Below are 15,164 nucleotides of genomic sequence, written 5' to 3'. Positions count from 1 at the left end.
TGTGCTGAAAACTGGCGAAAAGTTCAATCCGATGCTGCACGCCGCTTGACAGCCATAACAGTATCTACGTGACACCGCGGTGCGTCTGGACCGACCACCGTCGGTTGCGTACCGTAGGGTGGGCTCCGCCCACGCGGATGCGGCGTGGAGGGACCGCCGGCGCCGTGTTTATCGTGAATGCGATGGGTCGGGCCGCTTCGAGGGCAGCTACAGTGCGAAGGGGAGACCGCGTGGGCGGAGCCCACCCTACGTGAGGCCGCGGCCAATCCGGACCGGCCACCGTTGGTTGCGTACCGTAGGGTGGGCTCCGCCCACGCGGATGCGGCGTCGAGGAACCGCCGGCACCGTCTTTATCGTGAATGCGATGGGGCGGGCTTCGGAAGGGCAGCTACTGTTCAAAGGGGAGACCGCGTGGGCGGAGCCCACCCTACGTGACACCGCAGCCGATCCAACCGCCCAGAGAAACCATCGGCATCGTTTTCACCGCGAATGCGACGGAACGTGCCGACGCGGCAAACATGAAATAATCTTTCACAAACATGCATTGGGTGAAAGAATATTTCACCCAATGCGCTGCCACCTTAATACTTGTAATTCATCCCCACCACATACGAGCGCCCCGAATGCACATACAGCAGCGTGTCGTTGCGCTGCGTATCGCGCCCATAGCGCAGCGGCGTGTCGCGCAGGTTCTGGCCTTCGAAGCTCAGGCGCAGGTTGGGCGTCAGGTTGTACGAGATGCTGAGGTCGACGTTGGTGGCGCCGTCGACGACCGTGTAGTCGTGGCCGTTGACGTCGCCCAGCACCGCCAGCAGGTAGCTCGAGCGGCGCGCGGCCGAGACGCGGGCGCTGAACTTCGGATCTTCGTAGAACAGGGTCAGGTTGTGCGCGCGCGGCGACAGGCCAGTGAAGTTGGCGGTCTGGGTCAAGCGCTCGTTGGCCGGCGTGTTCGGATTGTCGACGCGCGTGATGTAGGTGATCTTCGACTTCACCTGCGTGTAGTTGGCCAGCAGTCCGAAATTGCTCCAGATCCCCGGCAGGAAGCTGAACGGCGCTTGCAGGTTGAATTCCAGGCCGCGCAGCGGGCCGCCCGGGGTGTTCACCTTGCGGCTGACGACGACGGTGGTATCGGGCAGGGTCGGACAGACCGGGGTGCCGGTCAGCGAGCAGCCGCCGAACACCAGCAGCGCGTTCGGCAGGCCGAGCGAGGAATACGGGGCGCGTTCCGACACGGTCTGGATGAAGCTGTTGATGTCCTTCCGGAAGTGCCCAAGCGAGACCATCGCGTTCTTCCCGTAGTACCACTCGGCCTGCAGGTCGTAGGTCTTGGCGCGGATCGGATCGAGGTTCGGATTGCCGATCGAGACCGATTGCGAAATCTGCGAGACGGTGGCCGATGGCGCCAGGTCCACGTACTCCGGGCGCGACAGCGTCTTGCCGGCCGAGAAGCGCAGGTAGACGTCCTTCGGCAGCTGGGCGGTCAGGTTCAGCGCCGGCAGCCAGTCGCGGTATTTTTTCACGCCGGTGTTCGGCTGCAGGACGCCGTTGACGTTGATCAGCGCGGTCGAGGTGGCGGTGGTCTCCACGCCGCGCACGCCGACGTTGCCGCGCCAGCCGATGCCGAGCAGGTCGTAGTTAAAGTCGAGCATGCCGAAGGCGGCGTTGATCTTTTCCTCGACGCCGCGGTTGGCCTGGTTCAGCACCGCATATTCCGAGCCCGGCACGCGCGCGCAGTGGCATTCGATGTCGTACACGGCGCGGAACTTGTCGAGGTCGACGGCCGCCCACGACGTCGGCACGCCGCTGCCGCCCAGGCCGCGCCCGAAGCCGCTGATCTGGCGCGAGATGTCGGCCATCGTCACGCCGGCCGGCAGTGCCAGGCCGTTGCCGCCCGAGCCGATCTCCACGCTGCGCCAGTCGTTGGTGCGGCTCGAATAGCCCGAACGCAGCGTGAGGCGGTCGCTCAGCTCCCAGCTGATGTTGGCCTCGGTCGTTTTCAGCTTGTTGGTGGTGTCGAGGTAGCGGCCGACGAACTGGCCGTGCACCGTGCCGTCGGCCTCCTGCGGGCCGAAGCTGAAGTTGTTCGGGTCGCTGACGTCGATGCCGAAGTTCAGCGCCGGCACGTTGCGGTTGTTGCGGAAGTCCCAGGAGAAGCCGTTCACGTTGGGCGCGTCGAACTGCACCGTGGCGCGCATCGGCTCGTTCAGGTTCGAGTTCGAGATCCCGTGCAGGAAGTTGACCTTGACCGTGTCGCTGAACTTGTGGCTGCCCGACAGCACGTGCTGGCGGAACTTGGTCGTGTAGACGTCGAGCAGGCCTTCGGTGCGCACGTCGACGCCGTTGAAGCGGCCGTAGTCCCAGCTGCCGTTGTCGTTGAAATGCGATTCCAGGATCGAGGTCTGCGGCTTGCCGTTGGCCTGCGCCAGGGTGCGTCCGAACGAGATCGCGCTGATGTAGTTGTCGTAGCGCTCGTTGGCGAACTTGCCGTACATGAGGTCGAGGTTGACCTCGGTGCCGCTTTGCGGGCGCCACTGGAAGGCGCTGGTCAGGCCGGTGCGTTCGTAATCGGTTTGCGAGCGGCGAAAGCGCGGGATGCGCGGGTGGAACGCGCCCGAGCCGGCGGCCGGGGACGCCACCGTGCCGCCGAAATTGTCGGTGCGGCCGACGACGGCATTGTAGGCGGCCGGGTCCGAGGTGCGCGGCACGCCGAAACCGCAGTTGGCCGCCGTGATGCCCTTGACGGCATTGTTGGCCGGATTTTGCGGCGTGGCGCCCAGCGGCGAGCAGAAGCCGCCGTCGTTGCTGGCGCTGAGCACTTCGACCGCCTCGTAGCCTTCCTCGGTCGCGCGGCGCTTGGAAAACGCGCCCGAGACCAGCGCGCCGAACTTGCCGTAGTCGGTGTCCCAGCGTTCCGAGAACAGGCCGGTGACGCGCGGCTGGGTCTTGCGCGAGAGCTCGTTGTAAAACCCCTGGCCGCCGATGCTGGCGGTGCGGCCCTTGTAGTCGAAGGGGCGCGCCGTGCGCAGGTCGACGGTGGCGCCGAGCGAGCCTTCCTCGATCGCCGCTTCCGAGGTCTTGCGCACTTCCAGGCTGTTGAACAGCTCCGAGGCGAACACCGAGAAATCGAAGCCGCGCCCGCGGTTGGTGCTGCCGTTGATGTCGGAGGCGCCGGTGGCGGCCACGCCTTCGATGCCGTTGATGCGTACGCGCGTGAATCCCGCGTTCAGGCCGCGTACGGTAATCTGCTTTCCCTCGCCGCCATCGCCGCGCGCCAGCGCCACGCCGGGCACGCGCTGCAGCGATTCGGCCAGGTTCGCGTCGGGGAACTTGGCGATGTCCTCGGCCTTGATGGAATCGACGATGCCGTCCGAATTCTTCTTGGTGGCGAGGGCGCTGTTCAGACTGGCGCGAAAGCCGGTGACCACGACCACGTTCTCGGCGGCGGGGTCGGCGCTTTCCTGGGCTTGTGTTTGGGGCTGGGTTTGAGCCTGAGTCTGGGCCTGAGGTTCGGCCTGCGTTTGGGCTTGCTCCTGCGCCTGCGCCTGCAGGCTGGCCAGCAGCGCGAGCACGCCCAGGCTGATCGATCGGGGCCGGCAGGGTGCGGCAGGAAGGGATGGCGTTTGCCTTGTTCTCATTGTCCTTGTCTCCGTTTTTGTTGTGGGTGTCGTCGGCCGCGCGTCGGCTGGCGGCAGTATTGACGAGTCGATGGTAGCGCCGGGCGACGAACGAATAACGCACGCCCGCCACGCGCGCACGAATAATCATGTTGTTGAGCGCTTGCATGGCATCCCGACAACAGATGCGCCACAGCGGCGACAATACGCGCAGACCACGAGCGCGCACCCGACGTGCATACCCAAGGAGACGCATTGGACACGACATCCCTGACCCGGCGCAGCGTGCTGTTCGCCGGTTTCGCCGTACCCCTGCTGGCCGGCTGCGGCGTGGTGCCGCGCATCGGCAGCCATCCGCAGCGCCAGGTGCGCGCGGCCGCGCCGTTCGACATGCCGGCGATTTCGATCCCCGACTTTTCCGCCAGCGCGCGCTTCCCGATCACCGACTTCGGCGCCACTCCGGACGACCAGCAAAAAACCAGCACCGCCATCGCCCGCGCGATCGCCGCGGCCCATGCCGCCGGCTCGGGCGTGGTGGTGGTGCCGCCGGGCGTCTGGCCGACCGGCCCGGTACACCTGCGCAGCAACGTCAACCTGCACCTGGAAAAGGGCGCGACGCTGCTGTTCTCGCCCCGCCCGGCCGACTACCTGCCGGCCGTGGCGACGACCTGGGAAGGGCTCGAGTGCACCAATTATTCGCCGCTGGTGTATGCCCACGACTGCGAGAACGTGGCGATCTCCGGCCAGGGACTGCTGCGCGCGCAGCTCGACACCTGGCGCATCTGGTACGGGCGCCCCAAGCCGCACATGGATGCGCTGGTGGCGCTGTACAAGATGGCCGACGCCGGCGTGCCGGTGCCGCAGCGCGACATGACAAAAGGCGAGGCCAACCTGCGCCCGCAATTCATCCAGTTCAACCGCTGCCGCAACGTGCTGGTCGAAGACGTGCGCATCGAGAACAGCCCGTTCTGGGTGCTGCATCCCTACCTGTGCCGCGACGTCGTCATCCGCCGCGTGCAGATCCGCGCCCATGGCCACAACAACGACGGCGTCGATCCGGAAATGAGCCAGAACGTGTTGATCGAGGACTGCGTGTTCGACCAGGGCGACGATGCGATCTCGGTCAAGTCCGGCCGCGACCGCGACGCCTGGCGCCTGGATGCGCCGTGCCGGAATATCGTCATGCGCAACTGCCGCGTGAAGAACGGCCACCAGCTGATGGCCATCGGCAGCGAACTCTCGGGCGGCATCGAGAACGTGTTCGTCGATAACTGCCATTTCGACGCCGCCGATTCGGCGGCGAAAAGCACCATCAACAACCTGCTGTTCGTGAAGACCAACGAACGCCGTGGCGGCTACGTGCGCAACATCCACATGTCGAACGTCAGCGCCACGCGCATCGCCGGCGGCGTGCTGAGTGTCGAAACCGACGTCCTGTACCAGTGGAAGACGCTGATGCCGACCATCGAGCGGCGCCTGACGCCGATCCAGGGGCTGCACGTGAGCGGCATCGAAGTGGCCGACGCCGGCTTCGTCTGCCACATCAAGGCCGAAGCCGAGATGCCGGTGCGCGACGTGCGCCTGCGCGACGTGCGCGTGCGCAGCGTACGCAGTACGCCTTTTGTGACGCAGAACGTGCAGGGCTTCGATAATAAAGCCGACCTGCGCAAGCCGGCATGAGCCGGCGCTTTTCTTCACCTTTTCGATCGGGTATTTCGTTGACTTCATCCCCAGCAGCACGTGCACATGCATCCCTCCTGATCCGCCTCGCCGTCGCCGCCACCAGCACGCTGGCCGCGCCTGTCTTGTCAGCCCAGGAACTCGGCATCCCGCAAGCTTCCGGCGCCAGCACTGGTACGCAGCAGGCAACGGCCGCACCCGGCACCGGCCCGGTCTGGGTCATGCCGGCCCTGAGCGCCGGCATGGCGAACGCCCTGAGCGTCCTGAGCTCGGACGACGGCGTCACCTTCGTGTCGCATGCGTCCGAGACGTTCACGCCGCCGGCCGGCGCCTTGCGCGACCCGTCGATCGCGCGCCACGGCGATGGCTGGTATTACCTGGTCTACACCAACGGCGCGCGCGAACCCGGCTTCGGCCTGGCCCGTTCGAAAAACCTGCGGCGCTGGGAATTCGTGCGCGACGTGCGCCTGAGCGGGTCTGCCACGGCGGCCAGCGCGCCGGAATGGCTGCGCGAGCGCGACGGCACATTGAAGGTGGTGCTGACCTTGACGACGGCGGCCGGCCAGGGCGCGCACGTGCTGACCCCTGGCGCCGGTTTCGCGCAATGGTCGGCCCCGGTTGCGCTGCGCGGGCTCGACGCCGCGCACGCCGATGCCTTTGTCGCGGTCGATGGCGCCGGCTATGTCGCCGCCGCGCGCAACCTGCGCAGCGGTGCGATCGAGGTGGCGCGCGCCGCGTCGCTGGCCGGTCCTTGGACGGTCACGCCGCTAGGCGACTGGGCCGGCCAGGCGGGCGCACCGGCGCTGGCGCGCCTGGCCGATGGCCGCTGGCGCCTGTATGCCGGCGGTGCCAACGGCACCCGCGGCTGGTATGCCGACAGTACGGATGCGCTGCGCAGCTGGCAGCCGAAGCAGCCGCTGGCCGGCAGCGCCGCCATGGCCGGCGCCTTCAGCGTCGTCGTCGACGAGCGCAAGGACTTTACCGCGGCCAGCGCGCCGCAGGGCCGCCCGAAAAAGGTCGAGTGGGATGCGCAATCGCTGAAGATCGACGGCAAGCGCGTGGTGGTCTGGTCCGGCGAAATGCACCCGTTCCGCATGCCCAATCCATCGCTCTGGCGCGACGTGATCCAGAAGATGAAGGCGCTCGGCTTCAACGGCATCGCCTATTACTTCGACTGGGGCTACCATTCGCCGGCGCCCGGCGTCTACGACTTTTCCGGCATCCGCAACGTCGAGCGCGCGCTCGAGATGGCCGAGGAAGAGGGCATGTACATCATCGCCCGCACCGGACCCTACATCAATTCCGAACTCTCGGGCGGCGGCTATCCGGGCTGGATGTTCAGGAGCCGCGCCGAGGCGCGCACCGACGACCCGGTGTACCTGGCCGCGGTGGACGAGTGGATGACCCAGGTGAACGCCATCATCGCGCGCCACCAGGTCACCACCGGCGGCGGCAACGTCATCGCCTACCAGATCGAAAACGAACTGATGAAGGTCGAGCCGAAACACGTGCGCCAGATGGCGCACCTGGCGAAAAAGGCGCGCCAGGATGGCATCAGCGTGCCGTTCTTCCACAACGCGGCCGGACGCCTGCCCGACTGGACGCCGCCGGGGTCGAGCGCGCCCTGGGCCAATCCCGGCCCGACCGACCTGTACGCCTTCGACGGCTACCCGGGCGGCAGCTGCGACGTCCACGCCAGCCCGGCCGGTCCGAACAAGGCGCCCGACTGGGGCATCTACGGCCTCGGCGGACCGAAGACCGGCGCGCTGTCCTCGCCCGGCACGCCGGGCTTCGCCGCCGAACTCGGGGGCGGCTGGTTCGACTACTGGGGCTCGAACGGCACCTACGGATGCACGGCCGAGCGCCAGGGCGCGGGCTACCAGCGCGTCTTCTACGGCACCAACCTGATCAACCGGCTGACCATCCACAACATCTACATGGTCTTCGGCGGCACCTCCTGGGGCTGGCTGCCCGGCCCGGTCGTGTACACCTCCTACGACTATGGGGCGGCGATTTCCGAAGACCGCGGCCTGCGCCGCAAGGCTTATGCGCTCAAGCAGCAGGGCATGTTCGTCGGCGCCGCCGAAGCGGTGCTGGCTGAAATGGACAAGGGGCCGCCGCTCACGCCGTCGTCGAACAAGGTCAAGGTCTACCATAACGTCAACAAGCGCCTCGGCACCCACGTGCTGTTCGCCGTGCACAGCCCGTCCGACGGCTTGAGCGATGACCGCTTCACGGTCGACCTGAGCACCCGCGACGGCGCCTACACGCTGCCGCTGCGCCTGAAGGGCCAGGACGGCAAGATGCTGCTGGCCTCGTATGCGCTCGAGCGCCAGCACCTGGTCTACTCGACCTCGGAACTGCAAACCCACTTCGCCAACGGCGAGCGCGACGTCGCGCTGTTGCATGGGCGCGGCGGCGAAGAGGGCGAGACCGTGCTGCGCTTCGCCTCGGCGCCACGCGTGGAGGTACTGGCAGGGCAGGTCACCTCCAGCTGGGACGCCGTCCGCGGCGACCTGAAGCTGAGCTACCTGCACGATGGCCTGGCGCGGGTGCGCATCAGCGGCGGCGGGCGCGCGCCGCTGCTCCTGCTGCTGGCCGATGAAGAGAACAGCCTGCGCTTCTGGGCGCAGGACACCCCGCGCGGCAAGGTGCTGCAGCAGAGCGCGGCGCTGGTGCGATCGAGTACCTTCACGGGCACCACGCTGGCGCTGCAAGGCGACACTCAGGAAACGACGGACCTGCAGATCTGGGGGCCAGCCTTCTCGGCCGCCAGTTTCAACGGCGCGGAGCTGGCCTTGACGGCGCAGCCGGACGGCAGCGTGCGCACCGCCCCGGTCAAGGGACCCGATGCGGTGAAGCTGCCGGATCTGGGCAAGCTGGCCTGGACACGGCGCATGGACAGCCTCGAAGCGCAACCGGCGTTCGACGACAGCAGCTGGGTCCGTGCCGACAAGCGCGCCTCGGCGGCGCAGACCTGGACCATGCCCGAGCGCGGCCAGCCGACGCTGGCGATGAGCGACTACGGCTTCCACCATGGTGACGTCTGGTACCGCGGGCACGTCGACATCAAGGAAGGCAAGACGAATCAGCTGGAACTGTTCTATGGCGCCGGCGGCGCCGGCATGATCCAGGTCTGGATCGACGGCCGTTACGTCGGCCAGCACGAACTCGACGTCGGCCGCTCCTTCCCCGAGACCACCGACAGCGTCAAGTTCGCGCTCGGTGCGCTCACGCCGGGCAAGCACGTCATCGCCGTCATGGTGCGCAACAATTCGCACAACTGGAACCTGATGGCCGACGATTTCCACCGCGAGGCGCGCGGGTTGATCTCCGCTTCCCTGACGTCGCGCGGCGGGAAGCGCTTCGCGGTGCCGATCGACTGGCGCCTGCAGGGCCGGCAGGGCGGCGAGACCCTGGTCGATACCATGCGCGGGCCGGTCAACAACGGCGGCCTGTTCGGCGAACGCGCCGGCTGGCACCTGCCGCTCGTCGACGCCGGCGGCTGGGAAAAGGCGAAACCGACCGCCGCGCCGCCCAAGCCCGGCACCTACTGGCTGCGCACGCGCTTCGCACTCGACCTGCCGCGCGGGCACGACGTCCAGCTCGGCCTGGCGTTCGGCGACACCACCCAGCCGCGCTCGGACCGCGAAAACCGCGTACTGATCTTCGTGAACGGCTGGAACATGGGCCAGTTCATCGCCCACATCGGCCCGCAGCGCACCTTCGTGATCCCGCCCGGCATCCTGAACCCGAACGGCGAGAACACGATCGCGCTGGCGGTGACGACCGACGGCAAGGCGGCCAATGCGCTCGAACCGGTCGCGCTGGTGACCTTGCGTGCCGCGCGCGGTGGCGTGCCGCTGGAAATGATGGAAGCCAGTGCCAGTGCGCAGGCCCTGGAAGCCGGAACCCGGCAATGAGCGCCCGGGCCATCGCCGTCGTCCTGCTGGCCGCCGGCATGGCCGGCAGCGCCGCCGCGGCCCGCGACGCGGCCGCCGCGCTGACGCTGCACTACGAACAGCCGGCCGCCGCCTGGACCGAGGCGCTGCCGATCGGGAACGGCAGGCTCGGCGCCATGGTCTTCGGCCGCCCCGAGGACGAGCTGTTGCAGTTGAACGAAGCCACCCTCTGGAGTGGCGGTCCGGTCGGCACCGACATCAACCCGGGCGCCCATGCGGCCCTGGGCCAGGTGCGCCAGGCGCTGGCCGGCGGCGACTACAAGGCGGCCTACGCCCTGTCGCGCAAGATGCAGGGCCGCTACACCGAAAGCTTCATGCCGCTGGGCGACCTGCGCATCCGCCAGGACCTGCAGGGCCGGCAGACCAGCGATTATCGGCGCAGCCTCGACATCCGCGACGGCGTCGCCAGCACCAGCTTCAGTGCCGGCGGCGTCCATTACCGGCGCGAGGTGTTCGCTTCCGCGCCCGACCAGGTGATTGTGATGCGGCTCAGCGCCGACCGGCCGGGGCAGCTGAACCTGGCGCTGGAAGCGTCGAGCCAGCTGCGCGCCGACGTGGCGCCCGCCGCGGGCGCGCTGGTCCTGCGGGGGAAGGCGCCGGCCCACGTCGACCCCAACTACGTGAAATACAACGCCGAGCCGATCGTCTATGAGGACAGCAGCGGCTGCAAGGGCATGCGTTTCGAGCTGGTCGTGCAGCCGCAGGTCACCGGCGGCACGGTGCAAACGGTGGACAAGCGGATCCTCATCCGCGGCGCCTCGGACGTCGTGCTGCTGCTGTCGGCGGCGACCAGCTTCAATGGCTACGACCAGTGCCCGGACAGCGCCGGCAAGGACGAGGACGCGCTGGCGCGCGGCCATCTCGCGCGCGCCGCCACGCGTGGCTATGCCGCGCTGCGCGCCGCCCACGTGGCCGATTTCCGGCGCCTGTTCGACCGGGTGTCGCTGTCGATCAACCCGGCGGCGCCCGACCGCAGCGACATTCCCACCGACCGCCGCCTGGCCGCGCACACGGCCGGCCAGCCTGATGCCGGCCTCGAAGCGCTGTACGTGCAGTTCGGGCGCTACCTGCTGATGTCGTCGTCGCGCACCCGTGGCGCACCGGCCAACCTGCAGGGGATCTGGAATGCGTCGCTGCGCCCGTCCTGGAGCAGCAACTACACCACCAACATCAACGTGCAGATGAACTACTGGCCGGTGGAGAGCGCCAACCTGGCCGAATTGTTCACGCCGCTGGATGACTTGATCCGCAATCTATCGGTGACCGGCAGGGAGACGGCCAGCTCCTTCTACCATGCGCCCGGCTGGGCGGTGCACCACAATTCGGATATCTGGGCCACGAGTAATCCGGTGGGCGACTTCGGCAAGGGCGACCCGAAGTGGGCCAACTGGTCGATGGGCAGCGCCTGGCTGAGCCGCCACCTGTGGGAGCATTACCGCTACACGGGCGACCGCGCCTACCTCGCCGCCACCTACCCGATCATGAAGGAGGCGGCGCGTTTCATGCTGGCCTGGCTGCAGCCGGATGCGCGCGGACGCCTGGTCACGGCGCCCTCGACCTCGCCCGAAAACGAGTTCTATTTCGGCGAACGCCAGAAGGGCATCGTCAGCGTCGCCTCGACCATGGACATGGGCATCGCGCGCGACCTGTTCGAGAACGTCGACGCCGCCGCGCGCGAGCTGGGCGTGGACACGGCGTTTCGCGCCGAACTGAAGGCGGCGGCGAACCGGCTGTTGCCGTTCCAGGTCGGCGCCAAGGGCCAGCTGCAGGAATGGGACCAGGATTTCGAGGACGTCGATCCGCACCACCGGCACGTGTCGCACCTGTATGCGCTGCACCCGGCGCGCCTGATTTCGCCCCTGCGCACGCCCGACCTGGCGGCCGCCGCGCGCCGCACGCTGGAATTGCGCGGCGACGAGGGCACCGGGTGGAGCCTGGCCTGGAAAGTGAACATGTGGGCGCGCCTGTACGACGGCAACCATGCGTACGCGCTGTTTCGCAACCTGCTGCGCCTGACCAAACCGGGCGACAAGCATGGCGGCGCCTACGCCAACCTGTTCGACGCCCATCCGCCGTTCCAGATCGACGGCAATTTCGCCGGCACCGCCGGCGTCATCGAGATGCTGCTGCAAAGCCAGGACGACGAACTGCACCTGTTGCCGGCCCTGCCGGACGCCTGGCGCGACGGCGCCGTCAAGGGCATCGTCGGACGCGGCGGCTATGTCGTCGACATCGACTGGCAGGGCGGCCGCCTGAAGGCCGCGCGCATCGTGGCGACGCGCGACGGCAGCTGCGTGATCCGCACGCGCGAACCGGTGACGGTGCGCGGCGTGAAAGCGCGTGCCAGACGCGATGCGGGCGGCTATACCCTGCGCTTCGATGCGCGGGAGGGACGTACGTACCTGGTCAGTCCTTGAGCATCGGCGTAGGGTGGTCGGCTACACCCGGGACGTAGCACTCCTGCGCCCGCGGCGCCGCCCACGCGTTCAACAGCCGGGTGCCCGGTCGCCCCGTGACTTGCCGCCGCCCGGCGAACCCGTCATCAAGGCCATTGGCCTTGATGAACCCGTACGGGTCTGTGCAGTTCGTAGGGTGGACTCTTGAGTCCACGCGGTCGAACCTCTGCAAACCACAGAATTCGCAACGGCCCATTGCAGATGCACCGAGGCCTGAGAGTCTCATTTCGATATGCGTACGTAGCACCGCGTGGACTCGAGAGTCCACCCTACAGATCTGCGGAGCGTCGATGCTCGTTACTGGGTGAAGCCGTCCACCCTACAGGTCTAGCCTGGCTGACCGGCATTGGACCGCGTACGTTACGCCTCGGCCAACAGTCCAGCCTCAATCCTTCGGCGGCATCCCGTAATACGCCGGCGCGCCATCCATCACGACGTCGATGCGGTCCAGCACCACGCCCGGGTCGAGGGCGTACACGCGCACGGTATGCGCACCCGGCTTGAGCTGCGCCGTGGTGATTGTGCGCAGCGCCATGTTACCGAGTACGTTCTGCTTCCATTCGTCGCTGCGCCCGACCGTCGTGTAGTCGAGGGTGTCGAGCGGGCCGTCGTCGAGCTGCACGGCGATGCGCAGCCGGTGTTCGGACGTGAGCGCATGCACCGGCACCGCCACGAAGCGCAAGGTGGCGCCGCCGTCGCTGCGGGTCTGGAAGCGGTATTCGAGCGGCGTGGCCGTCCCGAGTTTGGCGGCCGTGCGCGCGGGCAGGTCGAGGCGCGCGCGCAGGGCCGCGTTCGAGGTGCCCAGGCCGGGCTGGACTTCCCAGTCGGGGGCGCCGGTGCCGGTGAGTGCATTGGCTGCCGGCAGGACCACGATCCGCTCGCGCTCGCCCGGCAGCGCGCTCGCCGGCTGAACCTGCAGGTTGACCTTGAGCGTGCGCCCGCCGCAGTCGAGCGACAGGGCGGCGCCCTTGCTGCCATCGGCCTGCAGCGTGATGCGCTGCTCGTAGCCGTTGGCCGCATTCAGTTCGCCCGCCTGCACGCTGGCGCGTACGCGGCGCGCATCCGGCCGCACCGACCAGGCGGCGGCCTGTTCGCCATAGCTGACCAGGGTCAGGCTACGGCTCGAGCTGCGTCCGGCCGGCAGCGGCAGCCGGTCCGCTTCGAGCGAATGCGGCGCCGGATACACCAGGCCGCAGCCGCGCCGCGCCGACGCGCCCCAGGTCGGATACGCCGGTTCGGCAAAGACCGGTAGGCGGCGCGGGGCGATGTCCATCATGTGCTCCCACTTGCCGTTGCCGAGCGTGTTGTAGGTCGCGGCGTCGGCCACCAGCGCCGCGTGCGCTTCCTTCGCCTGGCGCGCGTACAGGTTGGGCGAGGAGCGTCCCTGTTTCGCGTATTCCGCCGCCAGGTCGAGCTTCAGGATGCGGGTGTTGATGTTGGCGCTGGAACGCACCGGGTACAGCACCAGCTGGAAGTAGGCATCGCGCAGTGCGGCCGGCAGCTTTTTTTCCAGCGCTTCGGCGCGGCGTACGATGTCCTGGTAGCGCGCCAGCCGCAGTTCCGCTTCTTCGCCGCCGCTGCGCACGTAGTCGGTCGTGCGCACCTGGCGCGTGGGTTCGGTCTGACTCCAGCCCATGAATTCCGGGCGGCGCTCCCAGGCGAGGCGGTAGTATTCCATCTGGATCGCCGCGATCTCGTCGCCATGGGCGGCGCCGAACTGGCGCGCGGCCCAGGCGGCGAGATGACGCGCCGGGTCCTGGCGCAGCACGGTGGCGTCAAAAGCGGCGTCGAGGAATTATTGGGTCAGGTATTCGCCGGGCTTGATGTCGCCGACGTTGACCATCCACAGGCGGCGCGCGCCCATGGTCCAGGCGCGGTCGAGCTGGTCGCGCATCAGGGCCGGGTGGGTGGTGCCCAGCCACAGGTAGTCGTGCGGCCGGCCCCAGTACGAGATGTGGTAATAGATGCCGTTGCCGCCGCTGCGCGCCCGTTCCTTGCCGGTGCCGAGCTGGTTCAGATAGCCGTAGTTATCTTCGGGCCAGACCAGGGTCACGTCGTCGGGCACCTTCAGGCCCTGGTTGTAATAGTCCAGCACTTCCTTGTACATCGTGAACACTTGCGGGATCTGCGTGGCCGGCTTGCCCAGGCTGCGGCTGAGCATGGCGCGCTGCAGGTCGACCACCTGTTCCACGGTGTCGCGCGCATGTTCGGGGCTGGTCGCGCCTTCCATGGCCGAATCGTGGACGCCGCGCAGGCCGAGCGTGTACACGTTGCCGAAGCCTTTGACCTGGTCGACGCGCTCCTGCCAGTAGCCGAGCATCCGCTCGCGGTTGGTGAAGAAGTTGAAGGCGCCGTCGGACTTGCGCCACTCGCCGACGTTATTGCGCATCATCGGCTCGGCATGCGAGGTGCCGGCCAGGATCGCATACTCTTCCGCCACCTGCGCATTGCCCGGCATCGAATAGAATGCTTTGGTCGAATCGTGCATCGCGGGCCAGATCAGGTTCGCCTTCAGGCGCCACATCAGTTCGAACACGCGCGCGTAGGTGCGCGGCCCGATGTCCTTCGCCGGATCGTAGGTCTTGGCCGCCCATGGCTGCAGGCCCCAGTCCTCGTCGTTGATGAAGATGCCGCGCCAGGCCACCGAGGGCGCGTTCGACAGGCGCAGGGCGCCGTCGAGGGTCAGATTGGTGCGGCGCGCCGGCGTCACGTCGGCCCACCATTCCCAGGCCGACACGCCCAGTTCGCGCGTGGCGTCGACGACGCCGTACACGGCGCCGCGGCGATCGGCGCCGGCCACCAGCAGGACGCTGCGCCCGCCCACCTGGCCGGCCGCGCGCACGTAGCGTTCGGTCTGGCCGCTCAGGGGCGCGAGGTCGATCTTCATGGCGCTTGCTACGTGCCGCACCAGCGCCGAATCCGCGGTGCCGATCACGATGCAGCGCGCCGCGCAGTCGGCCAGCGCCGCGCCCTGCGTGCCTTGCAGGCCGGTCAGCCGCTGCAGGTCGCGCCCCAGCAGTTCACCCGCCAGCCGGGTGGTGACGGCGCCGTCGGTGACGATGGTGGGCAGGCGGCCCGCGGAATCGAGGGCGAACGGCTGGGCGTGGACGATGCCGCTCGCCAGCAGGGCGGCGAGGGCGGTCAGGCGGAATGTCATCATCGATGTGCACGTCGGGTGGGAGGTGTCACATCTTACTGTCGACTAGGATCTCAGTGCGGGTGGCGATTACTCAACAATGTGAGTGTTTAGGGGCTAGGGACAGGTCTGATCTTTGGAGTCCCGCCTTGGCGCAGCCTCGACATTGCGCCGTGGGTGGCAGATGTGCGTTGGACGCGTGGGCGCCGTCGGGCGGAGCCGACCACCCTACGCAGCAAGGGTAGGGTGGTCGGCACCACCCGAGCGCTGGCATTCACGCTGCGCAAATGCCGCCCACGCGTTCAGGTGCGGCAGC

General features: G+C 68.0%; 6 protein-coding genes. 3 read left to right on the top strand and 3 right to left on the bottom strand.

What is annotated here, in order from left to right; genetic code table 11:
- Positions 1 to 581: 581 nt before the first annotated feature.
- Positions 582 to 3,635 carry a TonB-dependent receptor gene (locus IFT60_RS11325; RefSeq protein ID WP_192052070.1) on the bottom strand — a complete coding sequence of 1,018 codons (3,054 nt, stop codon included), beginning with the start codon at positions 3,633 to 3,635 and terminating at the stop codon, positions 582 to 584.
- A 234-nt stretch (positions 3,636 to 3,869) separates the two neighbouring features.
- On the opposite strand from IFT60_RS11325, the gene IFT60_RS11320 reads away from it, so the two are divergent.
- Genes IFT60_RS11320 through IFT60_RS11310 form a run of 3 tightly spaced genes read left to right on the top strand, consistent with a single transcriptional unit; the run spans position 3,870 to position 11,673 of the window.
- Positions 3,870 to 5,294, top strand: coding sequence for a glycoside hydrolase family 28 protein (locus tag IFT60_RS11320; protein ID WP_192052069.1), 1,425 nt, complete (start codon positions 3,870 to 3,872; stop codon positions 5,292 to 5,294).
- A gap of 38 nt (positions 5,295 to 5,332) precedes the next feature.
- Complete coding sequence (locus IFT60_RS11315; protein ID WP_229510807.1) at positions 5,333 to 9,217, top strand: beta-galactosidase; 3,885 nt, start codon at positions 5,333 to 5,335, stop codon at positions 9,215 to 9,217.
- Positions 9,214 to 11,673: a glycoside hydrolase family 95 protein gene (locus IFT60_RS11310; protein WP_229510806.1), complete on the top strand. Its 2,460-nt coding sequence runs from the start codon at positions 9,214 to 9,216 to the stop codon at positions 11,671 to 11,673. Before IFT60_RS11315 ends, IFT60_RS11310 begins: the two co-directional genes overlap by 4 nt.
- Before the next feature lie 424 nt (positions 11,674 to 12,097).
- Here IFT60_RS11310 and IFT60_RS27185 read toward each other — a convergent pair whose 3' ends face one another.
- Positions 12,098 to 13,480: a hypothetical protein gene (locus IFT60_RS27185; RefSeq protein WP_524537864.1), complete on the bottom strand. Its 1,383-nt coding sequence runs from the start codon at positions 13,478 to 13,480 to the stop codon at positions 12,098 to 12,100.
- 27 nt (positions 13,481 to 13,507) lie between these two features.
- Complete coding sequence (locus tag IFT60_RS26525) at positions 13,508 to 14,872, bottom strand: glycosyl hydrolase 115 family protein (protein WP_229510805.1); 1,365 nt, start codon at positions 14,870 to 14,872, stop codon at positions 13,508 to 13,510.
- Positions 14,873 to 15,164: the final 292 nt, after the last annotated feature.

Origin of the sequence: Massilia sp. CFBP 13721 (assembly GCF_014842025.1) — a bacterium.
Taxonomy (GTDB): Bacteria; Pseudomonadota; Gammaproteobacteria; order Burkholderiales; family Burkholderiaceae_D; genus Telluria.
The sequence above is the reverse complement of the archived record's forward strand: the minus strand, read 5'-3'. Positions and strand labels throughout refer to the sequence as shown.